The organism is Streptomyces sp. NPDC006197 (genome assembly GCF_040613865.1).
Taxonomy (GTDB): domain Bacteria; phylum Actinomycetota; class Actinomycetes; order Streptomycetales; family Streptomycetaceae; genus Streptomyces.
The window spans coordinates 63,300-87,059 of record NZ_JBEXSZ010000015.1; the positions used below are offsets into that span (position 1 = coordinate 63,300).

Annotated in this window: 32 protein-coding genes; 13 read left to right on the plus strand and 19 right to left on the minus strand. The window is 73.6% G+C overall.

The genetic code is table 11. From position 1 onward, the window contains the following. The first annotated feature begins 65 nt into the window (after positions 1-65). Entirely contained in the window at positions 66-815 is a 750-nt protein-coding gene (locus ABZ318_RS07290; protein ID WP_356901514.1) for an alpha/beta fold hydrolase, read from the plus strand. A gap of 10 nt (positions 816-825) precedes the next feature. On the opposite strand, the gene ABZ318_RS07295 is transcribed toward ABZ318_RS07290, so the two are convergent. The 6 genes from ABZ318_RS07295 to ABZ318_RS07320 form a co-directional block, all read right to left on the minus strand. Continuing rightward, positions 826-1,518, minus strand: coding sequence for a DUF6230 family protein (locus tag ABZ318_RS07295; protein ID WP_356901515.1), 693 nt, complete (start codon positions 1,516-1,518; stop codon positions 826-828). Next, complete coding sequence (locus tag ABZ318_RS07300) at positions 1,515-2,138, minus strand: hypothetical protein (RefSeq protein WP_356901516.1); 624 nt, start codon at positions 2,136-2,138, stop codon at positions 1,515-1,517. Before ABZ318_RS07300 ends, ABZ318_RS07295 begins: the two co-directional genes overlap by 4 nt. Next, positions 2,135-2,557, minus strand: coding sequence for a DUF6114 domain-containing protein (locus ABZ318_RS07305; RefSeq protein ID WP_356901517.1), 423 nt, complete (start codon positions 2,555-2,557; stop codon positions 2,135-2,137). Before ABZ318_RS07305 ends, ABZ318_RS07300 begins: the two co-directional genes overlap by 4 nt. Further along, positions 2,551-3,294 (minus strand): DUF6230 family protein, encoded by a 744-nt coding sequence (locus ABZ318_RS07310; protein WP_356901518.1) that lies wholly within the window; start codon positions 3,292-3,294, stop codon positions 2,551-2,553. The genes ABZ318_RS07305 and ABZ318_RS07310 overlap by 7 nt, the downstream gene beginning before the upstream one ends. Continuing rightward, complete coding sequence (locus tag ABZ318_RS07315) at positions 3,291-3,767, minus strand: DUF6114 domain-containing protein (RefSeq protein WP_356901519.1); 477 nt, start codon at positions 3,765-3,767, stop codon at positions 3,291-3,293. The genes ABZ318_RS07310 and ABZ318_RS07315 overlap by 4 nt, the downstream gene beginning before the upstream one ends. 84 nt (positions 3,768-3,851) lie before the next feature. Continuing rightward, on the minus strand, positions 3,852-4,538 hold the full coding sequence (locus ABZ318_RS07320) for a DUF6230 family protein (protein ID WP_356901520.1): 687 nt from the start codon (positions 4,536-4,538) through the stop codon (positions 3,852-3,854). A gap of 135 nt (positions 4,539-4,673) precedes the next feature. Here ABZ318_RS07320 and ABZ318_RS07325 point away from each other — a divergent pair, with 135 nt between their 5' ends. Further along, the gene (locus ABZ318_RS07325) at positions 4,674-5,276 is read left to right on the plus strand and encodes a TetR family transcriptional regulator (RefSeq protein WP_356901521.1); all 603 of its coding nucleotides are present in this window, start codon (positions 4,674-4,676) and stop codon (positions 5,274-5,276) included. Positions 5,277-5,279: 3 nt separating this feature from the next. Here the strand turns inward: ABZ318_RS07325 and lepB are convergent, their stop codons facing one another. Further along, positions 5,280-5,888 (minus strand): signal peptidase I, encoded by a 609-nt coding sequence (gene lepB / locus ABZ318_RS07330; protein WP_356901522.1) that lies wholly within the window; start codon positions 5,886-5,888, stop codon positions 5,280-5,282. Positions 5,889-5,991: 103 nt separating this feature from the next. Continuing rightward, the gene (locus ABZ318_RS07335) at positions 5,992-7,023 is read right to left on the minus strand and encodes an AraC family transcriptional regulator (protein WP_356901523.1); all 1,032 of its coding nucleotides are present in this window, start codon (positions 7,021-7,023) and stop codon (positions 5,992-5,994) included. A gap of 145 nt (positions 7,024-7,168) precedes the next feature. Between ABZ318_RS07335 and ABZ318_RS07340 the strand changes: the two genes are divergently transcribed. Further along, positions 7,169-7,564, plus strand: a complete 396-nt coding sequence (locus ABZ318_RS07340; protein WP_356901524.1) for a Rieske (2Fe-2S) protein — start codon at positions 7,169-7,171, stop codon at positions 7,562-7,564. Here the strand turns inward: ABZ318_RS07340 and ABZ318_RS07345 are convergent. Next, on the minus strand, positions 7,551-8,222 hold the full coding sequence (locus tag ABZ318_RS07345; RefSeq protein WP_356901525.1) for an isochorismatase family protein: 672 nt from the start codon (positions 8,220-8,222) through the stop codon (positions 7,551-7,553). The genes ABZ318_RS07340 and ABZ318_RS07345 overlap by 14 nt on opposite strands. An 85-nt stretch (positions 8,223-8,307) precedes the next feature. Between ABZ318_RS07345 and ABZ318_RS07350 the strand changes: the two genes are divergently transcribed. Further along, complete coding sequence (locus ABZ318_RS07350; RefSeq protein WP_356901526.1) at positions 8,308-8,775, plus strand: pyridoxamine 5'-phosphate oxidase family protein; 468 nt, start codon at positions 8,308-8,310, stop codon at positions 8,773-8,775. Between the two features lie 75 nt (positions 8,776-8,850). Here ABZ318_RS07350 and ABZ318_RS07355 read toward each other — a convergent pair whose 3' ends face one another. Next, the gene (locus ABZ318_RS07355) at positions 8,851-9,753 is read right to left on the minus strand and encodes a LysR family transcriptional regulator (protein WP_356901527.1); all 903 of its coding nucleotides are present in this window, start codon (positions 9,751-9,753) and stop codon (positions 8,851-8,853) included. A 73-nt stretch (positions 9,754-9,826) separates the two neighbouring features. On the opposite strand from ABZ318_RS07355, the gene ABZ318_RS07360 reads away from it, so the two are divergent. Further along, positions 9,827-10,837, plus strand: a complete 1,011-nt coding sequence (locus ABZ318_RS07360) for a DMT family transporter (protein ID WP_356901528.1) — start codon at positions 9,827-9,829, stop codon at positions 10,835-10,837. Positions 10,838-10,965: 128 nt separating this feature from the next. Beyond that, positions 10,966-11,160, plus strand: coding sequence for a hypothetical protein (locus ABZ318_RS07365; protein WP_356901529.1), 195 nt, complete (start codon positions 10,966-10,968; stop codon positions 11,158-11,160). Between the two features lie 77 nt (positions 11,161-11,237). Here ABZ318_RS07365 and ABZ318_RS07370 read toward each other — a convergent pair whose 3' ends face one another. The 3 genes from ABZ318_RS07370 to ABZ318_RS07380 form a co-directional block, all read right to left on the minus strand. Further along, entirely contained in the window at positions 11,238-11,558 is a 321-nt protein-coding gene (locus tag ABZ318_RS07370; RefSeq protein WP_356901530.1) for a hypothetical protein, read from the minus strand. Then, positions 11,555-12,418, minus strand: coding sequence for an isocitrate lyase/PEP mutase family protein (locus ABZ318_RS07375; RefSeq protein WP_356901531.1), 864 nt, complete (start codon positions 12,416-12,418; stop codon positions 11,555-11,557). The genes ABZ318_RS07370 and ABZ318_RS07375 overlap by 4 nt, the downstream gene beginning before the upstream one ends. A gap of 251 nt (positions 12,419-12,669) precedes the next feature. Next, the gene (locus ABZ318_RS07380; RefSeq protein WP_356901532.1) at positions 12,670-14,004 is read right to left on the minus strand and encodes an aminotransferase class I/II-fold pyridoxal phosphate-dependent enzyme; all 1,335 of its coding nucleotides are present in this window, start codon (positions 14,002-14,004) and stop codon (positions 12,670-12,672) included. Between the two features lie 35 nt (positions 14,005-14,039). On the opposite strand from ABZ318_RS07380, the gene ABZ318_RS07385 reads away from it, so the two are divergent. Further along, positions 14,040-14,726 (plus strand): pyridoxamine 5'-phosphate oxidase family protein, encoded by a 687-nt coding sequence (locus ABZ318_RS07385; protein ID WP_356901533.1) that lies wholly within the window; start codon positions 14,040-14,042, stop codon positions 14,724-14,726. A 21-nt stretch (positions 14,727-14,747) separates the two neighbouring features. Then, entirely contained in the window at positions 14,748-15,392 is a 645-nt protein-coding gene (locus ABZ318_RS07390) for an FMN-binding negative transcriptional regulator (protein WP_356901534.1), read from the plus strand. Between the two features lie 90 nt (positions 15,393-15,482). Here ABZ318_RS07390 and ABZ318_RS07395 read toward each other — a convergent pair whose 3' ends face one another. From ABZ318_RS07395 to ABZ318_RS07405, 3 genes are all read right to left on the minus strand, one after another. Next, positions 15,483-16,448 carry an EamA family transporter gene (locus ABZ318_RS07395; RefSeq protein ID WP_356901535.1) on the minus strand — a complete coding sequence of 322 codons (966 nt, stop codon included), beginning with the start codon at positions 16,446-16,448 and terminating at the stop codon, positions 15,483-15,485. A 176-nt stretch (positions 16,449-16,624) separates the two neighbouring features. Next, positions 16,625-17,650 carry an EamA family transporter gene (locus tag ABZ318_RS07400; RefSeq protein WP_356901536.1) on the minus strand — a complete coding sequence of 342 codons (1,026 nt, stop codon included), beginning with the start codon at positions 17,648-17,650 and terminating at the stop codon, positions 16,625-16,627. A gap of 41 nt (positions 17,651-17,691) precedes the next feature. Beyond that, positions 17,692-18,297, minus strand: a complete 606-nt coding sequence (locus ABZ318_RS07405; RefSeq protein ID WP_356901537.1) for a Clp protease N-terminal domain-containing protein — start codon at positions 18,295-18,297, stop codon at positions 17,692-17,694. A 196-nt stretch (positions 18,298-18,493) separates the two neighbouring features. Here ABZ318_RS07405 and ABZ318_RS07410 point away from each other — a divergent pair, with 196 nt between their 5' ends. Both ABZ318_RS07410 and ABZ318_RS07415 read left to right on the plus strand, forming a co-directional pair. Further along, positions 18,494-18,718, plus strand: a complete 225-nt coding sequence (locus ABZ318_RS07410; RefSeq protein ID WP_356901538.1) for a hypothetical protein — start codon at positions 18,494-18,496, stop codon at positions 18,716-18,718. Positions 18,719-18,787: 69 nt separating this feature from the next. Further along, complete coding sequence (locus ABZ318_RS07415) at positions 18,788-19,216, plus strand: SRPBCC family protein (RefSeq protein ID WP_356901539.1); 429 nt, start codon at positions 18,788-18,790, stop codon at positions 19,214-19,216. Positions 19,217-19,241: 25 nt separating this feature from the next. Here ABZ318_RS07415 and ABZ318_RS07420 read toward each other — a convergent pair whose 3' ends face one another. Together ABZ318_RS07420 and ABZ318_RS07425 are read right to left on the minus strand one after the other, a co-directional pair. Continuing rightward, positions 19,242-19,664: a PadR family transcriptional regulator gene (locus ABZ318_RS07420; protein WP_356901540.1), complete on the minus strand. Its 423-nt coding sequence runs from the start codon at positions 19,662-19,664 to the stop codon at positions 19,242-19,244. 308 nt (positions 19,665-19,972) lie between these two features. Beyond that, on the minus strand, positions 19,973-21,175 hold the full coding sequence (locus tag ABZ318_RS07425; protein WP_356901541.1) for an erythromycin esterase family protein: 1,203 nt from the start codon (positions 21,173-21,175) through the stop codon (positions 19,973-19,975). Between the two features lie 69 nt (positions 21,176-21,244). Between ABZ318_RS07425 and ABZ318_RS07430 the strand changes: the two genes are divergently transcribed. Together ABZ318_RS07430 and ABZ318_RS07435 are read left to right on the plus strand one after the other, a co-directional pair. Next, a complete protein-coding gene (locus tag ABZ318_RS07430; protein WP_356901542.1) occupies positions 21,245-21,964 on the plus strand; it encodes a TioE family transcriptional regulator in 720 nt (239 codons plus the stop codon). Positions 21,965-22,004: 40 nt separating this feature from the next. Beyond that, positions 22,005-22,163, plus strand: a complete 159-nt coding sequence (locus ABZ318_RS07435) for a DUF4158 domain-containing protein (RefSeq protein WP_356901543.1) — start codon at positions 22,005-22,007, stop codon at positions 22,161-22,163. Positions 22,164-22,373: 210 nt separating this feature from the next. Here ABZ318_RS07435 and ABZ318_RS07440 read toward each other — a convergent pair whose 3' ends face one another. Beyond that, a complete protein-coding gene (locus ABZ318_RS07440; protein ID WP_356901544.1) occupies positions 22,374-22,721 on the minus strand; it encodes a hypothetical protein in 348 nt (115 codons plus the stop codon). Between the two features lie 119 nt (positions 22,722-22,840). Here ABZ318_RS07440 and ABZ318_RS07445 point away from each other — a divergent pair, with 119 nt between their 5' ends. Continuing rightward, positions 22,841-23,650 carry a PhzF family phenazine biosynthesis protein gene (locus ABZ318_RS07445; RefSeq protein ID WP_356901545.1) on the plus strand — a complete coding sequence of 270 codons (810 nt, stop codon included), beginning with the start codon at positions 22,841-22,843 and terminating at the stop codon, positions 23,648-23,650. The last annotated feature ends 110 nt before the right edge of the window (positions 23,651-23,760 follow it).

The following is a 23,760-nucleotide window of genomic DNA, read 5'->3' on the forward strand; positions in this document are numbered from 1 at the left end:
CCCCCGGCCCCTCTCCCGCCCGCCCCCCGTTCCCCTTTCCCACGAGATCGCAGAAGAGGACAGAGATGCAGCTGCTCGACACGGCCCTGGTCCGCCCCCGGCAGGTGCCGGACTCCCGGCGGACACTGGTCTGCCTCGGGTTCTGCGGCGGGGGCGCGGGGGTGTACCTGCCCTGGGCGGACGCCATGCCGCCCGGCGTGGACCTCGCCGCCGTCTGCTACCCCGGCCGGGAGGGCCGGTTCATGGAGGACTTCGCCGCGGACTGGGACGCCCTGGCCGAGGACGCCCTGGCCGTCGTCGCCGCCGTGGAAGGACCCTATGTGCTGTTCGGGCACAGCATGGGGGGCTGGATGGCCTTCGACGTCGCCTCCCGCATCGAGGAGCGCGGCGGGCGTGCCCCCGAGGCCCTCGTGGTCTCCGCGGCGAACGCGCCCAGTCTTGGACTGACGGTCCGGGACATGTTCCCCGCGCAGCAGGACACCGACGAGCAGCTCATGGACTGGATGCGTGCGTTCGGCCTCCTGCCGGAGCACGTACTCGGCGATCCGGACCTCGCGGAGATGGCCCTGGAGCTCATGCGCGCCGACATCCGGGTCCGCGACACCTTCTACCACCGCGAGGGCGCGACGGTGAGCACGCCCCTGCAGATCCTCTCCGGCGCCGACGACGACATCATCGACCGGCACGTGGCCGACCACTGGCGCAAGCTGTCGACCGGCGCCTTCCGGCACGACGTGCTGCCGGGCGGCCACTTCTACACCCCGGACGTCTGGCGGGGCCTGCCCTCGCGCATCGCCGCCCTGGCGGAGGACTGAGCCGACGCCCTCAGGGCGTGCCGGGCGTCCCCGTGGGGGCCGCCGGGGCGGGGCAGGCGACCGTGCCCGGTCGTACGGAGAGCGAGAGCTTCGGGGTCGTGAGGAGGCCCGGGATCTGGAAGTCCTGGGCGGTGCCGGTGATCCGGTCGAACTTGGCGTAGCGCGCCTGGATGCCGAAGCGGTGCTGCGGGCTGTCCAGGGGGTTGGTGACGTACGCGCCGGAGGCGTCCTTGACGGTCTTCACGTCGGCGCCGTTGACGTTGAGGTCGACGATGCCGTCCATGTCGAGGACTCCGGTGGCGCTGCGCAGGTCGAGGACGGTGTTCTTCGTCCTGATCTCCCAGGAGCCCGGGTCGTCGTCGCCGAGGGTGAGCAGCAGGGTGTACGCGGCTCCCGCGATCTGCTGCTTCCGGCTCAGGCAGAGGCCGTTGATGACGCCGTCCGCGAAGCCCATGCGGAGCACGCGTTCGCTGCCGGTGGAGCCGTCGGGGCGTACGACGGTCTGGTCGACGACGGCGGCGCCGTACTGCGTCCCGTACAGGCTGCTGGTGGTGAAGTCGACGGGCCGGTCCTGGATGCGGAGGCCGACGGCCAGCGCTCCGGTCGCCATGGCGGAGCCGAGGCCGCCGGCGGCGAGGAGCGCGGGCAGGGCGACGGCGAGGGACCGGCGCCAGTGGGTGCGTCCTTCCTCTCGGGTCCTCATGGCGTGGTCACCGTGATGGTCCCGGGGAGGTGGACGGGGTTGTCGGTGGAGTCGAGTGCCGCGTGGTCGTCCACCGTCCGGATCGCGTAGATGTCGCCGGTGAAGTCCTCGGCTCCGGCGGTGAGCGGGATGAGGGAGCCGAAGAAGTCGAGCAGCCCCTGCACTCCGCAGATCTTGACGAGGACGCGGACGCAGACGTTGGTGATGTTCCCCCACATCGTCGTCGTCTCGGCCTTGCCCGCGCTGTCGTAGCCGCCGAGCGAGCCCTCCCCGGGGACGTCGATGGTGACGGTGTGTCCGGCGGCGCGCTGGACCACGTTCATGTGCGAGCGGATCTTGAGCTTGGTGAAGGTGTACCGGGTGGTGGTGCGCGTCGAGCCGTCGGAGAGCCGGATGGTGACGTTCTTGTCGACCGTCATCGAGACGGCGACCATGCTGCCGATGGTGACGTGCAGCGGGTCCGGGGAGGGCAGGAAGGACATGCCGAGCGGCTCGACCACGGCGCTCTCGCCCGAGGCGCTGCTCGGCTGCCCGGACCAGACGGCGGTGACGACCGCGAGGAGCAGGGCCGCCGCCACGGCGAGGGCCCTGTGGCGCGCCCCGCGTCCCCGGGCCGTCATCCTTCCACCGCCCGGCGGCGGGGACGCTTGGCTCCCCAGCCGACCGTCATGGAGCCGCCGAGCACGCCGAGGGCCATGCCGAGCAGGAAGCCGCCCAGGTTGGAGACGACGAGCGAGACGACGGCGAGGACCGCGCCGATGAGCCCGAAGGTGTACCGCTGGGCGGGCAGCGCCAGCGGGATCAGCCCGCACAGGATCATGCCGCCGCCGACGAGGTAGCCGGCCACTCCCCCGAAGCCGGTGCTGACGATCAACTGCAGGGAGCTGAGGGAGAACTTGAGGACGGTCCAGCCGCCGGCGACCAGCCACACCCCGCCCCAGAACGGCCGGGTGCGGCGGAACGCGCGGAACCAGGCGTACGCGGACTTCGCCCGGCTCGGGCCGAACCGGCCGGACGCGGACTTCGCCCGGCTCAGCATGCGGTCGCCGTTCCCGCGACGACCCTGATCTTCAGGTCGGGCAGGACGAGCGCCCCGGCCATCTCGGCGTCGTACGCGCTGGCGTTCAGTCCGTGCAGCGCGATGGAGCTGCCTCCCTCGCCGCCGGCCGAGCCGAGTCCGAAGCCGCCGGGAAGGGCGCCGGTGAGCGGCTTGCCGGCGACGGTGACCTGGTCGGCGGACTGGCCGAGGACCGCGTTCTGGAGGGTGGTGGGCCCGTATGCCTGGAGTTCGGTGGCCTGGATGTAGAGGTTCGAGGCGTCGATGTCGGTGGTGAAGGCGGCGGGCGGGGTCGCCGTCACCTTCTGGCCGCCCGTCAGGAGCAGGGAGTACGGGACTCCGGCGATCGTCTGGTGGACGATGCCGCACAGTCCGGCGAGCCCGGCGCTGGCGAAGCCGACGCGCGCCATCGCGGTGTTGGTGCTCGTGGTGCCGTCGGGGTGTCCGACGGCGGGGGTGTTGACGATGGCGCCGAAGCCGCTGCCCTCGACCCCGTTGGAGGTCAGGGTGAAGGGCTGTCCGGTGACGCTGAAGTTGGCGGCGAGCGCGCCCTGCGCGAGGGCGGTGCCGAGGACGCCGATGGCGAGGGCCGAGGGGACGAACGCGAAGGCGCCGCGCCCCCAGCGGGTGCCGCGGCGGGTGCCGTCGGCGGCCTGGGCGAGCATCCGGGCGTTCCAGTCGGCGGCGGCGCCGCGGGCCCCGGAGAGGAGGTGGTTCATGCGGATCCGCTCCCCAGGGACACGGGCCTTTCGGCGGAGGGGGTGGTACGGCGCGGGCGGCGCCGCGCGGCGGGCTTCTCCGGCAGCCAGGCGAAGGCCATGGAGCCGCCGAGGACCGAGAGGGCCATGCCGACGAAGAGGCCGCCGAGGTTGGAGAGCGGGAACGAGGCGACGCCCGCGATCACCGCGATGACACCGGCCGTGTGGCGCTGTCCGGGGAGCAGCAGGATGAGCAGGGCCATCGCCATCAGGAGGACGCCGCCGGCCATGCCCGCGATGCCCCCGACGCCGACCTGGAGGATCTTGCCGAGCGGCGCCATCGGCAGGAAGAAGATGACGAAGCCGCCGAGTCCGGTCCAGAGGGCCGCCCAGAACGGCCGGGTGCGGCGCCAGCGGCGGAAGGCGACACGCGCGCGGCGCGGCCCGCCGGGGGTGGACGTCTCGGGCGGCTCGGGTGGCGGATCGGTGGTCATGGAGGCCTCGCAGCGGTGGGTCGGGGTGGGAGGGCCGGGGCCCCGCGCCGTACGGAGGACGCGGAGCCCCGGTGGTGCGTGCGGTCAGGCTCCGCAGGTCTTGTCGCCGTGGGCGATCCCGATGGCGAGGTCCGGCAGGGTGATCGCGCCGGCGATGGTGGCGCCGTTGGCGTCGGCGTTGAGGTTCTTGATGTCGGTCCGGCCGCCGGTGGCGTCGAGGCCGAACTGGCCCGGGGTGCCGTCGTTGATGCCGGTGCCCTTGATCCCGGCGCCGTCGGCGGCCGCGCCGATGACGTTCGGGGTGGTGTCGCTCGCGTTGAGCGTGGCCGTGGCCGCCTTGAGCGCCTGCGCGTCGAGCACGAGCTTGTTCGCCTGGAGCCCGGCGCCGGCGACGAGTTGGTCGCTGGTGAGCGGGGTCGCGGCGGCGGGCGAGGAGATGTTGAGCGACCAGGTGCCGAGGCTGCCGATCACCGGGAGGTTGACCGACTGGACGGCGTGGACGCAGATGCCGTCCAGGCCCGCCTTGGCGATGCCGACCTCGGCGGCGCCCTTGGCCCCGCCGGCGTCGATGGTGTGCATGACCGCGCCGATGCCCTGGGGCGCGGCGACCGTCTTGGAGCTGAGGGTGAAGGGGACGCTGGTGAGCGAGAGGTTCGCGGCGAGCGCGCCCTGCACCATGGCCGTCGCCATGGCGGCGACGGCGGCCGTCGCGGGCACGGCGAGGAACGCCGATCTGCGCCAGCGGGTGACGCCTCTGGTCTCGTGCTGCATGTGATCTCCAACCGTCGTGCCGCACTGGCCGAATGACAATTCGCGGCTATCTGTTCGAGAATTGGACACTTCCATGAGAAGTGTCAACACTTCTGACAATCCTGGGGACTTTTCCGCCTGGTCTAGGCTTGGCCGATGCCACGGTTCAGGGAGACGGTCCGGACACTGCTGCGCGAACGCCTGCTGGACGCCGCGTACGAGGCGGTCGCGGACCGCGGCTTCGACAAGCTGCGCATGGCGCACCTGGCGAGCGCCGTCGGCGTCAGCCGGCAGACGCTGTACGCGGAGTTCCCCTCCAAGGAGGCGGTCGGCGAGGCCCTGTTCCAGCGCGAGCTGGAGCGCTGCCTCGTCGGCATCCAGCAGGGCCTGGACGCGCACCGGGACGACCTGCGCGCGGCCGTCGAGGCCTCCGTCGGCTTCACGCTCACGCTGGCCGGCCGGAACCCGCTGATCAAGGCCATGCTGACCAGCACCGGCGAGGACGGGCTCCTGTCGTACCTCACGACACGGTCGGCGGCGGCCTTCGACACGGCGACGGCGATGGCCGACGCGTACGTCACGGAGGCCTGGCCCACCGTCGACCCGGTGGCGCGCGAACTGGCCGTGGACGCGGCGGTACGGCTGACCGCCAGTCACATCGTCCAGGCCGGCCCCTCGCCGGAGGAGTCGGCCCGCCGCATCGCGGACACCGTGCTCCGGATCGCCCTGAGCACGGGCCGGGAGCGGATCCCCCGGTAGGACTCAGGGACTCGGCCCCCGGTACTCCTCGAGGACGGGCCGGTTGCCGATGTCCGGCGACGCGGAGACGGGGAAGGCCCGCACCCCGACCCGGCCCTCGATCCGGTCCAGCGCGCCCCAGCCGTATGCCCGCGAGTCGTCCGACAGGTCGGGGTTGTCGCCCAGGTAGAAGAACGCGCCCTCGGGCACGGTCCGCAGCCCGGGCCGCGCCGACCGGGTGCCGTCGGGTCCGCAGCAGGCGTTCGTACGGCGGGCCTGCGACGCCCACGAGGGTGCCACCACCCGGCGCACCGGACCCCGCCCGCCCTCCTGGAGGAGGACCTGGAAGGGCTCGTCCGGCGTGGAGGCGATCGCCACCCGGTCGCCGGGCAGGGCGATCACCCGCTTCACCAGGAGGGCGTCCTTCCCGGTGGCCCGCAGCAGCACCACGTCGAACCGGTGCGCCTCGCCCGCCGAGCCCGGGGCGACGAGGATCCGGTCCCCCGGCCGGAGGGTCGGGCTCATGCTGGTGCCGTCGACCCGGATGCCGAGGGCCGTGACGGCGACCCCGGCGAGGAGGCAGAGCAGGACGCCGGTCCCGAGGACGGCGCCGGCCGCCCGGCGCGGGTTCATCGGTGTCGGGAGGGGGCCGACGGCCAGGGGCCGCCGGACCGGTCGATTTCGGTCATGGCGGGAAGGTAGGTCCAGCGGCGGGCAGCGGCCGTGACCGTACCGCTCAGGGTTGTTGACCGCGCGTCTGATAAGAGCGGGGCGTCTCGCCGGTCCAGCGCCGGAACGCCCGGTGGAAGGCGCTGGGTTCGGAGAAGCCCAGCTGCCGCGAGAGCCGCTCGATCGACACCCGCCCGCCGGTCAGCTCGGCGATGGCGTGGTCGCGCCTCACCTGGTCGCGGAGCCGCTGGTACGTCGTCCCCTCGGCGGCCAGTTGGCGCCGCAGGGTCTGCGGGCTGACGGACAGCCGGTCGGCGAGCTGCTCGGGCGTCGGCACCGGCCCGGCGGGCAGCGCCCGGCCGATCAGGTGCCGCACCCGGCCGGTCACCGTACTGTCGTGGTCACCGCAGACCAGCACGTCGACCGGGGCGCGGCGGAGGAAGGCCCTGAGCGCCGCCGCGTCCCGCAGCACGGGTTCGTCGAGGTCCGCCCGGTCGAAGACGGCCGCCGTCCGTCCCGCGCCGAAGACGCAGGGCGCGCCGAAGAGCAGGGCGTACTCGCGGGCGTGCCGGGGTTCGGGGTGGACGAACTCGACCCGTCTCAGGCCGATCCGGCGCCGGACGAGCCAGCCTGCGAAACGGTGCGCGACCAGGACGGTCGACTCGGCGCCGAAGTGGAGGGGGTCGTCGTATCCGGAGACGTCGAACTCCATCCGCGCCTCGTCGGGTCCGCCGGTTTCGCCGGTACCGGGTTCGACGAGCCGGAAGCGCGGGCCGGCCGGGAAGAGGGAGTAGAAGGTCTGCGCGCGCCGGAGCGCCCCGCGCAGGTCCCGGCTGCCGTGGACCACGACGTGGGCCATCATCGCGAAGGTCCCGACCTTGCTGGGCGCGCCGCCGAAGCCGATCAGCTCGTCGTCGAGCGTGGCCCACAGGGTCCTGACGAGCTGTCCGAACTGCTCCGCCGGGATCCTGGCCCGCGATTCCCCCAGGAGCGCGGAGGGCAGTCCGGCGCGGGCGAGGAGCGGCCCCGGGGCCACCCCGCGCCGCTCGGCCCCGAGCAGCACGGCCCGTACGTGATGAGCACTGACCGACGAGTTCACCGAAGCTAGACACTTTCATCAAAGGTTGTCCAGGTTCCGACACTCTACTCAGAACTGTAAGGCGCCCGAAGTACGCATCCCGTGAACGGGACACAGCTCACAGCCGTACCGTCGGTGCAGCACACCGAAGGAAGAGGGGCAGTACATGAGCGGAGTGGCACGCCGGACAGTGGTCGCGGCGGCGGGCAGCGCGGGCCTGGCGGCGGCGCTCGCCGCCTGCGGGGGCGGCGCGGACGACAAGAACACGCCGGGGGGCACGCCCCTCGCGCGGACCGGGGACATCCCGGTGGGCGGCGGGAAGATCCTCGCCGACAAGGGTCTGGTGATCACCCAGCCGAAGGCCGGCGAGTTCAGGGCCTTCTCCTCGAAGTGCACCCACCAGGGCTGCGCCGTGAGCAGCGTCAAGGACGGCGTCATCGTCTGCCCGTGCCACCAGAGCCACTTCGACATCTCGGACGGCAGCGTGAAGTCCGGCCCGGCGCCCTCGCCGCTGCCGCCGGAGCCGATCCAGGTGGTGGGCGAGGAGATCAGCCCCGCCTGACGGCACCGCCGTCGGCCGCGGGAGCCTTCCAGCACCCCAGCACCTCGTCGGTCGTGGTGATCGTGGCGACGAGGGCGAGGGTGTGACGGATCATCGCGGGGGTGTAGTCGGCCGGCACCCCCGCGATGGCGTCCCCGGGCACGACGACCGTGTAGCCGAGGTTCACGGCGTCGAAGACGGCGTTGGGCACGGCCACGTTGGCGGAGACGCCGGTGACGACCAGCGTCCGGCAGCCGAGGTTGCGGAGCAGCGCGTCGACGTCGGTGCCGGCGAGCGGCGAGAGCCCGTGCAGGCGCCGGACCACCAGGTCCTCGTCGGCGACCTCGATCGGTTCGGCGATCCGGACGGCCCCGCTGCCGCTGTGCTGCTGCACGGGCAGCCGGGCGGCGGCCCTGAACAGCCGGGCGTTGGTGCTGGCGCCCCGGCCGTCGGGGCGCCGCTCGGCGACGGCGTGGACGACCTGGACGTCCGCCGCGTGCGCGGCGGCGACGAGTCGGGCGACGTTCCGCAGGGCGCCCGACGCGCGGGCGGCGGCGGCCAGTTCGGGCAGGGCGCTGTCGGGGCCGACGACGCCCCGCTGACATTCGACGGTGAGCAGGACGACTCCGCCGTCCGGGCGGATCCGCTCCCCGAGCCGTTCTCCCGTGCTCCGTCCCATGGCTCTCCCGCCCTCCCCTTGCACGCGCGCGACCGACCCCCCATGCTTTCTGACGTCTCATCAGAAATCCAGAAGGGTGCGGACGATGACCGTCGCGCAGCGCCGTGGACGCCGGATCATGATGACCCCGGCCGAGCTCGACTCCTTCCTCGCCGAACAGCGCACCTGCCGGGTCGCGACCGTCTCCGCCGACGGCCGCCCGCACGTCAGCGCGCTCTGGTTCGTCTGGGACGGCTCCTCGCTGTGGCTGTACTCGATCACCCGCAGCCGGCGCTGGGCGGAGCTGCGCGCCGATCCGAGGATCGCGGTCGTGGTGGACGACGGCGAGGAGTACGGGGAGCTGCGCGGCGTCGAGCTGTCCGGCACCGCCGTCTTCGTCGGCGAGGCGCCGCGCACCGGCGAGCCCTGCCCCGAACTCGACGTGCCCGAGCAGCTCTTCGCCGCCAAGAACTTCGGCCTGGACTCCATGCCGCACGACGGCCGGCACGCCTGGCTCCGGCTGACCCCGGACGCCGTCGCCTCCTGGGACTTCCGCAAGCTCGCGAACCCCTGAGGGCGGGCGGGGCCGGTCGCGCCGGCCTCCGCTCACTCCGCGAGCCACCGGCGGACGCGACCGCCGGCCCCCGGCTCAGCTCGCCAGCGGTTCCGCCGCCGCCCGCAGCGCCGCGACGACCGCCCGCACGGAGGGACGGCGGCCGGCGTCGGCGCGCCAGGTGGCGTAGATGTGGCGCCGCACCTTCTGCCGCACGGGGACGAAGGCGACCCCGTCCGGCACCGGACGCCCGAGCCGGGGAGTGATGCACACCCCGAGCCCGGCCGCGACCAGGGCCAGCTGGGTGTGGTGCTCCCCCGCGAGGTGCCCGATGCGCGGCTCGATGCCCTGCGAGCGCAGCGTGAACATCAGCCAGTCGTGGCAGAACTCGCCCTCGGGCCAGGACACCCACTCCTCGTCGGCGAAGTCCTCCAGGTCCACCGCCTCCCGTCCGGCCAGCGGGTGGCCGGCGGGCAGGGCCACGTCGGCGGAGTCGTCGAGGAGGTGGGCGCGCTCCAGGCCGCCGGGGACGGGCGCCCGCTTGTTGCTCCAGTCCAGGACGATCGCCAGGTCGGCGTCACCCCGCAGGACCGCCCGCACCCCCGGCTCCGGCTCCAGCTCCGTCGTGCGGACGCGGAGCTCGGGGTGGCCCGCGCGCAGGGCGGCGAGGGCGGCCGGGAACAGTCCGCGCGCCGCCGTCGGGAAGGCCGCGAGCCGCACCTCGCCCACCACCCTCCCCCGCTGGGCCTCGATGTCGGCCTGCGCCATCTGGACCTGGGACAGGATCCGGGCGGCGTGCTCGGCGAGCAGCAGTCCGGCGTCGGTGAGCCGCACGCCCCGGCCGTTCTTGGCGAGCAACTGCTGCCCGACCTCGCGCTCCAGCTTGGACAGCTGCTGGGAGACGGCCGAGGTGGTGACGTGCAGGCCGTCGGCCGCGCCGCTGACCGAGCCGTGCCGGGCGACGGCGTCGAGGGTGCGGAGGCGCTCCAGGTTCAACATGTAAGCGATACTAAGGGGAGGGGTCGAGGAATTCTCGCTTGTTCTAAGACGTCGTTCCGGTCACCCTGAGCGCATGAGCCCCGCAGCCCCGCCCTCCCCGTCCCCCGCGCCCGCTTCCGCCCCCGCCCCGCGTCTGCTCGACTGGCGCGTCCGCTTCGGGGCCCTGGCCCTCATCTGGGGCTTCAGCTTCCTCTTCATCAAGGTCGGCACGGAGGGTTTCGCGCCCTTCCAGGTCACCTTCGGACGGCTCCTGTTCGGTACGGCGGTGCTCGCCGCCGCGATCGCCGTCAAGCGCGACCGGCTGCCGCGCGGCGCCCGCGTCTGGGGCCACCTGGCGGTCGCGGCCTTCCTCCTCAACGCGCTGCCGTTCTCCCTCTTCGCGTACGCGGAGCTGACGATCCCCTCGACCCTGGCGGGCATCTGCAACGCGACGACGCCGCTCTGGGGCATGGTGCTCTCGCTGGTGGCGCTCTCCGAGGACCGCCCGACCCGGGTCCGCGCGGCCGGTCTGGGCATCGGCTTCGTCGGCGTGCTCACCGTGCTCGGCGCCTGGCAGGGCTTCTCCGGCCTCGACGTGACCGGCACGGCCCTGGCCCTGCTCGCCTCCTTCAGCTACGCGGTCGGCTGGATCTACGTCCGCAGGACCCTGAGCGGCACGGGCGCCTCGAACCTCTCGCTGGCCGGCTCCCAGGTGGGCCTCGCGACCCTGCAGCTGGCGGTGGTCACCCCCCTGTTCACCTCGGTCCCGGAGTCCGTGGAACTCATGCCGCTCCTCTCCGTGATCGCACTCGGCGCGCTCGGGACGGGGTACGCGATGCTGCTGCAGTACGGCGTCGTCGCGGAGGTCGGCCCGACGACGGCCTCGATGGTCACGTACTTCATCCCGGTGATCGCCACGGCGGCGGGCGTCGCCCTCCTGGACGAGCACCTCACCTGGAACACCCCGGTGGGCGCCCTGGTGGTCCTGGCCGGCGCGGCCCTCACCCAGACCCGCGCCTCCCGCCGCACCGCGCCGCCGGCGACGGCCCCGCAGCCGGCCGCCGTGCCCGCCGAGACGCCTCCCAGGGCGGCGAGCCGCGCCTGAGACCCGCCTTCCAGACCCGGCCCTGGGGCGTCGCCCGGACGGCGGGGCGCGCGGGCGGCGGCCGGGCGCCTCTCCCTCTCCCGTGTCACTCTCCGTTACGCACGGGGCCGCAAGATCGTTGACCGGGCATGAACCTCACCACCACCCGAACCCTCCTCGCCGCCCTCGCCGTGACCGGCGCCCTCCTCGGCTCGACCGGCGCGGCCCACGCCGCGGGCGCCCTCTCCGCCCCCGCGTCCGCGGTCACCGCCGTCGCCCCGATGGACGGGCCGGAGCCGGTCGAGCTCGACGAGCTGGGCCTCCCCGACCTCCTGGAGGACTGACCGCGCACGGCAGCGGGGCACAGGAACGGCCGGACACCACGAGGGCGGTGTCCGGCCGTTCCGTTCGTCCCCAGGCGTCAGCCGGCGTCCCGGCGCCCACCGCCGAACAGGACCTCAAGGGCGTCGACGGCACTGCCGTCGTGGTCACTGCCCGCCGTGCCGCCGCTGCCGTACTGCACGTTGGCCGCCCGGTCGACCTCCACGACGGAGTCCGCGTGGGAGTTGTCGATGACGGTGACCAGGCTGCCGCCGGCCGCGGCCGGAGCGGCGCCCGCCGCCAGCAGGGCGACGGCCAGACCGAGCGCCTTCAGCGGGGTCCTGAGCTGGCCGCCGGCCGCCGCCCTCGGCGCGGGCCCGAGCGTCCCCTCCCCCCGCTGTCCGGGGATCAGGGGGCTCACGCGCCGACCCGCTCGGGCACCGCGTGGTGGCGGGTGATGTTCCGCTCCAGGAGGCGGGTCGAGGCGGCGACGCCGACGCCGGACTCGGGGTCGAAGGACGGCAGCCGGCCGTCGTCCCGCTTCAGCTCGGAGAGCGCCGAGTCCATCGCCTCGTGCGCCGCGAAGAGGCAGGGCGTGCTGTAGATCGCCACGTCCACACCGAGATCGGAGAGCTCGGTGAGCGAGAGCCGCGGGGACTTGCCCCCGGCGATCTGGTTGAAGAGCAGCGGCTTGCCGTCGACCACCTCGCGGATCCGGTGGATCCACTCGACGCTCCGCACACCGTCCACGAGCACCACGTCGGCGTCGGTGGCGGCCAGGCACTTGGCCCGCTGGAGGATGTCCGCCTCGTCGGTGGCGTCGGTGCGGGCCACCACGACCATGTCCCGGCGGGTGGCCAGCACCATCTCCAGCTTGGCCAGGTACTCGTCGAGCGGCAGCACCTGCTTGCCGTCCGCGTGGCCGCACCGGCGGGGCCGCTTCTGGTCCTCCAGGATCACGCCCGAGGCCCCGATGCGCTCCAGGCCCTCCACCACGTGACAGGCCACCTCGGGGTCGACGTAGCCGTCGTCGATGTCCACGAGCAGGTGGTGGCGGGGGAACGCGCCGCGCAGCCGCTGCACGAACGCCACCATGTCCGGCCAGGCGATGAAGCCGATGTCCGGCAGCCCGTAGTACGAGGCGGCGAAGCCGAACCCGGAGACGAACATCCCGTCGTAGTGGTCGGCGGCGACGGAGGCCGAGTACATGTCGTACACGCCGATCAGCGGGGTCGTGCCCGGCGCCGCGACGGCCTCGCGCAACTTGTTTCCGTACGTCAAGGTCTGACTCCTGGTCATCTCGGGGAAACACGGAAAAGGTGCAGAACCGCCGCAACACGACGGAGCTTTACCAAAACCTGATGATTTCCTGAGAGGGGGCTGAACTTCCGCGGACGAGCGCTTTACTCACTCTCCAGGGCTAGCGCATTCACCGGAGAAACGTCACTTGCGCGAGGAACGGCCGTGCGCCGCACGCCGGATGGGCCCGAGACGCGTCCGTCACCGGCAAGACGCCCCCGGGCCCGGCCCCGCTACCCGTAGCTCCGCGCCGGCGCCGGCCCCACCGCCCCCGCCACCGCGTCCGCCAGCGCCTCGACCTCCGTGACCGCGAGCCCGGAGACGGTGAGCCGGACGGCCGGCCCCGCGTCCATCCGGAAGCGCGCGCCCGGCGCGACGGCCCACCCCGCGGCGAGGAGCCGGGCGACCGCTCCGGTCTCGTCGGAGACCGGCACCCAGACGTTCATGCCGCCCCGTCCGTGCGCCTCGACGCCGCGCCGCGCGAGGGCCCGCACGAGCCCGTCGCGCCGCTTCCCGTACGCGCGCGCGACGACGGCCGGATCCACCGCGCCCGTGGCCCAGAGATGAGCGACGGTCCACTGGAGGAGCTTGCTGACCCAGCCGGGGCCGAGGCGCTGCCGCCCGAGCACCCGGTCGACGGTCTCGGCGTCGCCGGTGAAGGCGGCGATCCGCAGGTCGGGCCCGTACGCCTTGGCGACCGAGCGGACGAGCACCCAGTGGTCGGTGACGCCGGCCAGCGGGTGGAGGGGCTGCGCGACGATGCCGTGCCCGTGGTCGTCCTCGACGAGGAGCACGCCGGGGTGCGCGCCGAGGACCCGCCGCAGCTCCCGGGCGCGCTCCTCGGTGACGCAGGCGCCGGTGGGGTTCTGCGCACGGTCGGTGACGATCACGGCCCGCGCCCCGTCCTGACGGATCGCGCGTTCGACGGCCTCCGGGAGGGGTCCGTCGTCGTCCACGGCGACCGGCACCGGACGCAGTCCGAGCGCGGGCACGAGGTCGAGGAGGCTGCCCCAGCCCGGGTCCTCGACGGCGACGGCGTCGCCGGGCCTGAGACGGGTGGCGAGCACCCGCTCGATGGCGTCGAGGGAGCCCGAGGCGACGCCGACGGGCCCGGCGGACACGCCGTCCGCGTCGAAGGCGGCGCGCGCCAGGCGCCCGAACTCCTCGTCGACGGGGGCCTCTCCGTACAGGCCGGGCCGCTCGGCGTACCGCCGGGCGACCGCCGCGAAGGCCTCGCCGAGGGGTGGGAGCAGGGCGGGGTCGGGACTGCCGTTGCTGACGTCCCGGACCCCGGCGGGCGCGTCCACGCGGAGGGAGCCGCGCGCGGTCGTGGCGGGGCGCGGCCGCACCCGACTGCCGCGCCGGCCGTCCGTCTCGATGACCCCGCGCTCGCGCAGGGTGCGGTAGGCGGCGGCGACGGTGTTGGGGTTCACGCCGAGGGTGGCCGCCAATTCCCGCATGGGCGGCAGCAGTTGGCCGGGTTGGAGCGCGCCCGCGCCCACTCCCCGCTCGACGCTGGCGGCGATGTCCGATGCGCGACGTCCTTCGATCCGATACTCTCCTAGCACAAACATGATTATGCACTAGTGCAATGGAGACGGCAATGAGCACCACCACGGAGACGTACGAGGCGGAGACGTACGAGGCGACCGACCGGACCGTGCCCACCCGCTCCCGTGACCGCGCCTCGTACGACAAGGACCTCGTCCACTCGATACTCGACGAGGCCTACGTCTGCCATCTCGGCTTCGTCCGCGACGGCGCGCCGGTCGTCCTCCCGACGCTCTTCGGCCGGGTCGGCGAGCGCCTCTACGTCCACGGCTCCACCGGCTCGCGGCCGCTGCGCGCGGCCGGCGACGGCGTGACCGCCCCCGGCCTGCCCGTCTGCCTGACCGTGACGCACGTCGACGGCCTGGTGCTCGCCCGCTCCGCGTTCCACCACTCGCTCAACTACCGGTCGGTCGTCGTCCACGGAACCGCCCGTCAGGTCACGGACCCCGAGGAGCTGCGGACCGCCCTCGACGCCCTCGTCGACCACGTCGTCCCCGGCCGCTCCGCCGACTCGCGCCCCGGGAACGCCAAGGAGCTCGCCGCGACCGCCGTGATCCGGCTCGACCTGGACGAGGTCTCGGCGAAGGTCCGCACCGGCGGGCCCAACGACGACCCCGAGGACCTCGGCCTCCCGTACTGGTCCGGCGTCGTCCCCGTACGGGGCGGCTACGGCACGCCCGTCCCGGCCGACGACCTCGACCCGTCCGTCGCCCTGCCCGGCTACCTCGCCTCGCTCTGACCCGGAGAGGACGGACCGACCATGCTGATCCACCCCTGGGACGCCGCCCACGACGAGGGCGAGTGGCGCGACTGGCTCTCCCGGCACGACTTCGGCCAGCTCGCCGTCAACGGCCTGGACGGCGAGCCGCCGTGGGTGCAGCCCGTGCACTTCCGGTACGACGCCGAGCCCGGCCCGTACGGCCGGGCTCTGACCCATCTGGCCCGGCCCAACCCGCTCTGGCGCGCCCTGGAGGCGAACCCGACGGTGCTCCTGAGCGTGGTCGACGACTACGTCTACGTACCGGGGCACTGGACGGCCCCCGAAGGCGCCCCGTCCGAGCACGGCACCCCGACCTCGTACTACGCGGCCGTCCAACTGCGCTGCACCGCGCGCGTGGTCGACGACCCGGCGGAGAAGGCGGCGCTCCTCAACCGCCAGGTCGCCCACTTCCAGCCGGAGGGCGGCACGGCGACCGTCGCGCCGGGCGAGGCCCCGTTCGGCCGGATGCTGTCGGGGATCCGGGTGCTGAGCCTGGAGGTGACCGACGTACGGGCGAAGTTCAAGTACGCGGGGAACAAGCCGCAGGAGATCCAGGACCGCGTCTCGCAGCGGCTCGCCGAGCGGGCCGGCCCCGGCGACCTGAACGCCCGCGCCCACCAGCTGCGCCGCCGCACGAACGGATGACCGCGCCGGGGCGGAGCCACAACGGCCCCGCCCCGGCAACCGCACGGGGGCGGGGCGGGGCCGTACATACCCCGCCCCGGTGGCGGTCCCCTACGCCGCCACGGGCTCCCGCCTGCGCGCCTCCGCCGCCGTCCCCGCCTCCGCGAGGGCGAGGCCCGTCACGGCGGCGAGCAGCAGCAGGGTGCCGAGCACGATCGCGGCGGTGAGGCGCTCGCCGAGCAGCGAGACCGCGATCAGGGCGGCACTCACCGGCTCCAGAAGCATGATCACGGAGACGGTGGCGGCCCGGACGACGGCCGCCCCGGCGAAGTACAGCGCGTAGGCGAGCGCGGTCGGCACCGCCGCCACGTACACGAGCAGCAGCACCACGCTCACCGGCGCGTCGGTGTGCGGGACGAGCCCCTCCGCGAGCGCGGCGGGCAGCAGCCCGACCGCCCCGATCGCGAAGGCCCAGGTGGTCGTCGCCAGGGCGTCCGCACCGCCGCCGTCACGGCCGAGCCACCGGGTGAGCAGGGTGATCGCCGCGTATCCGGCCGCCGAGACCACCGCGAGGACGACGCCGAGCGGCCGCACCTCTGCGGCTCCGCCGCCCAGGACGAGGACGAAAAGCCCGGCGAGCGCTCCGGCGACGGCGGCGATCCCGCCGCGGCCGAGGCGCTCCCCCATGGTGAGCCGGGCGCCGATCGCGATGAGGACGGGGCCCGCGCCCAGGGTGACGACGGTGCCGACCGCGAGGCCGGTCGCCTCGACGGCGGCGAAGTAGGCGCTCTGGAAGACGGTGAGACCGATGCCAGTGCCGAGGATGCGGGCCGTCCGCCGGCCGCGCGGTTCGGCGTCCGTACGGACGGCGGAGCGCCGGGGCCGCAGCGCCAGCGCGCCCAGGAGCAGGGCGAGCCCGCCGACGCAGCGCCAGAAGGAGAGGGCCAGCGGGCCCATGTCGCTGACGCGGAAGATCAGCGAGGCGGCGGCGCCGGCCGTGCCCCAGGCGATGCCGGCGACGATCAGATAGAGGAGGCTCCGCCCGACGGACAGGGCGGATCCCGAAGAGTTCGACACGTGGGTTCTCCGTGGAAGACAGGAGGGGAGGGTGGTCGCTGGGCTCCGCGCGCGGGCAGCGACGAACCGCCCGGCGGCGAGGAGTCGCCCGCCCGGGCCCGGTCTTCGTCGAGGAGGGTCTCCGCGCGCGCTAGGCGACGGGAGGCGGAAGCACGGTCGAATGCATGGTCGGCACCTTACGGGGCGGTTCGCCCGGCCGACAACCGAGTGTCCCGTCCGGCCCCCGCCGCGTCGGAATCGGAACCGTTCCCAGGCCCGGACCCGGCGACCGGCTCCGGCGCCGACGCCTTCGGCGTCGAGGACTGGGCGATGAAGGCCCCGATCAGGACCACCACGCCGCCGGCGATCTGCGGCGCGTCCAGGTGCTCGCCGAGCAGGATCCAGGCGAGGACGGTCGCGATGACCGCCTCCAGACAGGCCACGACGCCCGCCACCTGCGGAGAGAGCCTGCGCACCGAGATGACGCCGGTGACGTACGCGAGGACGGTGGCGATCAGCACGATCCAGCCGAGCAGCAGCCACGCGGGCACGCTCGTCCCGTCCATGTCGGCCCGCCCGGCGAGGACGCTCCAGTCCATGCCCCAGGGCCGGGCCACGACCGTGAGGACGAGCGCGCCGATGAGCAGTCCGTACGCGATGACACCGACCGGGTCGGCCCGCTCGGCCTGTTCGGCCTCGTCGGCGCCCTGGTCGGAGAGGACGAAGTACCCGACCTGGCAGCAGGCGGCGGCGAGGGCCAGGAGCAGTCCGACGAGGTCGAAGCTCAGCCCGGACCAGACCTGCACGACGCACGCGAGGCCGCCGGCGGCGAGGACGACGCCGAGGGCGGCGGCGCGGGTGACGGGCCGGCGCTGGACGAAGCGGACCCAGCCGAGGACGAGGGCGGGGGCGAGGTACTCGATGAGCAGGGCGACGCCGACGGGGATGCGGGATATCGAGGCGAAGTAGAAGGCCTGGACCCCGGCGACGGCGAGCAGGCCGAAGCCCACGAGGAGGGCGGGTTTGCGGCGCAGGAGGTCCCGGTAGCGCCAGGCCACGGGCAGCATGACGAGCGCGGCGCCGGCGACCCGGAGCCACACGACGTGGAGCGGGTCGAGTCCCGCCTCGATGAGCGGCTTGGCCGCCACTCCTGAACCACCGAATGCGAAGGCCGAGGCCAGGGCGAGTCCCAGGCCGGCGCTTCTCCCCTGAGACGCGTGCATCGGGCCATCATGACAGGACGCCGTCAGGGGCGTAACCCCCGTTACACCTGTTGAGACGGCTCCTCTTCCAGGGCGGCGATTCGGGCGGTCAGCGCGGCCGGATCGACCCCCGCGCGGCGCAGCACCTCCACGGCGCGGCTCTCGGGATCGGCGGCGACGGCCACGAGCAGATCGACACCGCGGGCCTGCGGCTCGCCGCGCTCGGCGGCCCGCAGGAAGGCTCTTTCCAGGGCGGCGGCCGCGGCCGGGGACCACGGGGAGGGGCGGGCGCCCGGGGATTCCGCCCCGCGCGCGGCGGGCAGCAGGCGCCGGGCCGCCGACCCCTCCTCCGTCCGCTGCCAGCGCAGGCCGTAGCCGATGGAGCGCTGGACGAGATAGCCGAGGACGCGGGCGAGCTGATGGCCGCCCTCGAAGGCGGCGCCGACCTCGGGGTCGGACTCGACGAGCGAGTGCAGGAGGTGGGCGGTGTCGATCTGACGGTCGCCGTCCCGGAGCGCCCTGCGCCGCGCGCCCGACACGACCGTGGCGAGCGGGGGCGTCAGGAAGGGCGCGACCGCCGCGAGCGAGGGCGACGGGAAGGGTGCGAGCTCCGCGCGCGGGGCGACGGACGGCGGGAGCGGCTGGGGGCGCGGGACGGGATGGTGCACCCTCCCACCTCATCAGGCCGCAGCAGCCGGAGCATCACCGGGGAGAAGCATGTCCGCATCCCACCGGAGTTGGGCACGGGCGCGCGGTTCCTCCTCCTTACGGATGAGATCGCGCGCGTCGCCCCCGAGAGGCGCGCGCCGCCTTGCTTCGCGCCCCCCACGCAACCACGGACCCCCTTCCGCGCGTCCTCCGGTCGTGTTCTGGATGGTGGGCCTGCTCGCGCGTGACGGGCGGCAGTACGTGTACCGGGTGTACGCACCCCGGGAGGCGCTGCCGGCCGATCTGTTCTGGGCGGCCTTCCACTGCCACGAGGAGGACGGGGCGCCACGGGCCTCGGACAGCTTCGACGCGGCGGAGATCCGGTGGGTCGGCGGCGGCAGGGGACCGACGGCCGCAGAACTGACGGTTCATCAGTATTGAATGTTCACGGCCGCCCCGCTACGTTCCGCGACACCGGAACCCAGTTGGCACGCGTGAAGGGGTGGTCTCATGGCCGAAGTCAGCGCGGAGGCACGCATCGAGGCGCCGGCCGGAAAGGTCTGGGCGCGGCTCACGGACTTCTCCTCGTACGGCGAGTGGAACGCCACCCACACCAGCTTCCCGAACGGCGGGCCGGCCGCCCTGGAGACGGGCGCGACCTTCACGGAGAACATGAAGCTGATGGGCTTCCCCGCCGAGGTCCTGTGGACGGTCGAGGAGCTGGAGTCCGAGCGGGCGTTCGCCATCAGGGGCAAGGGCCCGATGGGGGTCGTCGTCGCCACGCGCTACTCGCTGGCGGCGGAGGGGGACGCCACGACGGTGCGGATCGACGGCGAGTTCACCGGCGCGGCGGTCTCCCTGATGGCGGGCAAGCTCAGGGACTCGGCGACGGCGGCGCTGACCGAGTCCCTGCGGAAGCTCTCGGGCCTGGTGGCCTGAGCCGCACCCGTGGCGCACGCCGGGCTCAGTGCTCGTCGGCGAGGATCAGGTACAGCTTCTTGCGCGCCTCGTTGATCACGCCGATCGCCTTCTGCCGCTGCTCGGCACTGCCGGTCTTCCAGACCTGCCCGAACGCCTCCATCAGACCGGAGCCGGCCTGCCGGATCTCGTTCAGGGCATCCCAGTCGATCCCGCGCCCGGCCGCCTCCCACGGCGCGTCGGGGCCCTCCTCGGCCTCGGCCCGCCCGGTGTCGGTGAGCGTGAACAGCTTCTTGCCGCCCTCGGTCGCGCTGGTGATCAGCCCCTCGTCCTCCAGCATCTGGAGGGTCGGGTAGACCGAGCCCGGACTGGGCTTCCAGGCCCCGTCGCTGCGCTCGCCGATCTCCCGGATCATCTCGTAGCCGTGCATCGGGCGGTCCTTCAGGAGCGCCAGGATCGAGGCGCGCACGTCACCGCGCCGCGCCCTCCCCGGGCCGCCCCCGCGACCCCGCCCACCGAAGGGACCACCGAAGGGTCCCCCGCCGAACCCGGGCCCGAACGGCCCGAACGCGGCACGCCGCCCCTCGAAGTCCCCCCGAGGCCCGGGGCCGCAGCCTCCACGACCGTGACCGTGTCCGTTTCCGTACTCGTGTCCATGTGAACGCATCGCAACGCTCCTTCCGTCGAGATTCCATCGTCGAACTGTCGCGATGCCTCAACGATATATCGGAACTGTTCGGCGAGCAAGACCCGACAGGTCGGTCACGGAGAAAGGAACTAGCGCTGCGGGACGTCCCTGACGAACACCAGGCCGTCGCAGTCCGCCAGATGCGCCGGGTCGAGCGGGGCGTAGCCGAACCAGGGGGACACGCGCGGCGCGGGCAGCCTGTCGCCGAGGACGGCGGCCAGTCGCCGGGCGTCCACGACACGGCGCTCCTCCGGAAGCGCGTACAGCAGCCCTTCCACGGTGTCCGGCGGCGGCACGTCCACCCCCTGGTGCCGGATCGTGCCGAGGGCCATGGCCACGAAGGCGTACTCCTCACCGAGCTCGGCGTCGACCAGCGCGCCGGCGCTCCACCACTCCAGCGGCCGCCCGCCCATCCGCATCGAGCTCTTCTCCCGCTGGAGGTGGGAGTTGTGGGCGTACACGAACACCGGACCCCGGCGGGCGAGCGCGAGGAGGTTCCGGGACATCATCCGGTCCCGTACGCCCACCAGTCGGGCCAGGCGGGCCGGCGAGGCGTCGGCCATCCAGTGGTGGTAGCTCAGCAGACCGAGTGCCGTGCGCCCGTACAGGCAGGCCCTCTCCCATTCGTCCGCCGGACTCACCGTGATCAGGTACGGGCGCTGCTCGTCGAGCAGCGCCACCAGCTCGTCGGCGAGCAGCCGCAGCTGGCCGGCCTCGGCCGACCGCCCCACGGAACGAGCCGGCTCCCTCATCGCGGCGGGCTCGGTCCACCGGTCGTCGGTGCCGATCAGCTCGTCGAGCGTGTCCGCGGCGCAGGGGAGCAGGTCCGCGTCCACCCGGGCCGCGAGGTACCCGTGGAGCGCGGTGAGGGCCTGCCGGGGGCTCGCGGCACCGGTGATCTCCAGCGGGCCGTCGAATCCGGCGAAGCGGACCTGCTCGGACGCGGGACGGCCCTCGTTGTGGGCGCGCATCCAGCGCACGAGTTCGCGGTTGGCCGCAAAGGCGCCCCAACCGTGGCTGAATCCGTTCTCCATGGCCTCGTCGAGGCTGCCGGTGCCCGACGTGACGTGGTCGTCCACGACCAGGCCGTTCAGGCAGTCGGTCTCGAGTGCGATCGTCCGGTAGCCCTCCTGCTCGACGAGCTGCCGGAAGAGCTCGTTGCGCAGGTCGAGCAGGGCGTCCTCGCCGTGGGTGGGCTCGCCCAGGGCGAGCAGCCGGGGCCGGTCCGGAAGCAGCCCCATGAGGGCGGCAGCGTCGACGGCATGGGCGGTGTCCTTGATGTCAGTCGCCATGCCTTCAACGCTATCGTTGAAGTTTCGGTGGAAACTTTTCCGCGATGAGCCCGCGATATCGTCGGCTCCATGGGGAAGAACCTTCAAAGCGGGGAACGGCTGAGGCCGGTCGATCTGGCCCGGGCGCACGGTCTGTCCACGCAGGCGGTCAGGAACTACGAGGAGGCCGGGATCCTCCCCGCCGCCGGCCGCACCCCCTTCGGCTACCGCGCCTACACGCCGCTGCACGCCGACGCCCTGCGCGCGTTCCTGGCCCTGCTGCCCGGCCACGGGCACCCGACGGCGACGTCGATCATGCGGGCCGTGAACCAGGGCGCGGTCGGCGAGGCGTTCCGTCTGATCGACGAGAGCCACGCCCAGCTCCTCGACGACCGCCGGACCCTCCGGGCCGTGGAGAGCGCCCTGCGCGACCTGGACCGGGAGCCCGCCACGCCGCCCGACCCCGGCGGCACGTTCATCGGACCGCTGGCCCGGCAGCTCGGCGTCCGCCCCGCGACGCTCCGCACGTGGGAGCGCGCCGGACTCGTACGTCCGCGCCGCGACCCCCGGACCGGGTACCGCGTCTACGACGGGGCCGCCGTGCGGGACGCCCGGATGACCCACCAACTCAGGCGCGGCGGCTATCTGTTGGAGCAGATCGCCCCGCTGGTCGACCAGGTGCGGGAGGCCGGGGGCATCGAGCCGCTGGAGGCCGCGCTCGGCGATTGGCACCATCGCCTGTCGGCCCGCGGGCGCGCGATGCTGACCGGCGCCGCCGAACTGGAGGCGTATCTCCGCGCGCGCGGATGAGGCCGACTGCCGGGATCGACGCCATGTCGACGCAAGCGCAGTGATCCACTCTGCTGCCGGGGTTCGGCGGAAGACCGCACGCCTGGGCTTCGCGCTCCAGATGTGCACGGTCCGCCATCCGGGGCTGCTCCTGGAGGACCCGCTGGATCTGCCGTGGCCGGTGGTGGAGCGCCTGGCCGCGCGACTCTGCCGTACGTGACCCCGGAGGCTTCCGCCCGGCAGGCGGCCCGTCGGCGGTGGAGCGGCTGCCCGGCGGCCGTCCGGCACTGCGCGCCCCGTCCCGGAGGAGGCCGCCGGTGAGGAGGACTCCGCCGAAGACGACCGCGACGAGATCCTCATGGTCCTGGCGCCCTCGTGCCCCGGCGACCCTGCGCCCCCGTGACCCGGCGCCCTGTGACCGGGGCCGGTCTCACGCCTCGCCGCCGCCCCGGCCACGCCGGGCCCGTACGGCACGCACGAACCGGGTGATCCCGTACCCCAGCACCCACGGCAGGACCGTGATGCCGAGGACGTACACGAGGAGGTAGCCGACGAGGTCGTCGATCGAGGTCGGCTGTCCCCGCGGCAGAAGCATGGCGGTCGCGGAGACCCCCACCGGCACCAGGGGCAGCAGCACCGTCCACAGCCACGGCCACGGCCCGGGCCGCCGGGCGCACCAGACGCCCAGCCCGCCCATGACGAACGGCCCGAACGGCACCCACAACAGCACCGGGTAGAACAGCAGCATCCACCACTCGTCCCCGTACCCGAACATCATCGAAGCCCCCCGGCCCAGTCGCCCTCACGTCCTTCCCCGGACGACGCGCGGAAGGACCGGTCCAGTTCTCCGCGATTGGCCTTGGTCCGCGGTTTTCCGCCCCCGGTACGGTCGGTGCCATGCGCATCCGAATCGTCGACGCCTTCACCGACCGACCCTTCTCCGGCAACCCGGCCGGAGTCCTGCTCCTCGACTCCTTCCCCGACGACGCCTGGCTCCAGAAGGTCGCCGCCGAGGTCAACCTCTCCGAGACGGCCTTCGCCCACCCGCTGCCCGTCGGCGGCGAGGCGGACTGGGCCCTGCGCTGGTTCACCCCGACCACCGAGGTCGACATGTGCGGTCACGCCACCCTGGCCACGGCGCATGTGCTGCACACCACCGGCACCGCGAGCGGCACCGTCCGCTTCGCGGCCCGCTGCGGCCTCCTGATCACCACGGCCGAGGCCGACGGCACGATCACGATGGACTTCCCGACCTCCTCCCTCACCCCGCTCCCCGTCCCCGAGGGCCTGGAGAAGGCGCTCGGCGCCGAGATCGTCGCCGTCCACGACACGGCCGACCACATCGGCGACCTCGTCGTCGAGCTGCGCGACGAGGCCACCGTCCGCTCGCTCACGCCGGACTTCGCCGCCCTGAAGGGCCTGTCCTCGCGCGGCGTCATCGTCACCGCCGCCGCCGAACGCCCGCACGACGGGTACGACTTCGTCTCGCGCGGCTTCTTCCCCGCCGTCGGCATCGACGAGGACCCGGTGACGGGCAGCGCGCACACCGCGCTCGCCCCGTACTGGTCGGCCAGGTTCGGCCGCGAGGAGCTCACCGGCTTCCAGGGCGGCGCCCGCACGGGCCTCGTCCGCACCCGGCTGAACGGCGAGCGCACCCTTCTGAACGGCCACGCCGTCACGGTCATCGAGGGCGACCTGCGGGTCTGACGTACGAGAGGGGGTGATGACGCGACATCAGTCGCACTGCAGGTAGCGGGTAGAGGGGTCTTCAACCATGTCGCACTTCACCGACCTGGCCCACCAGTACATCGACGGCG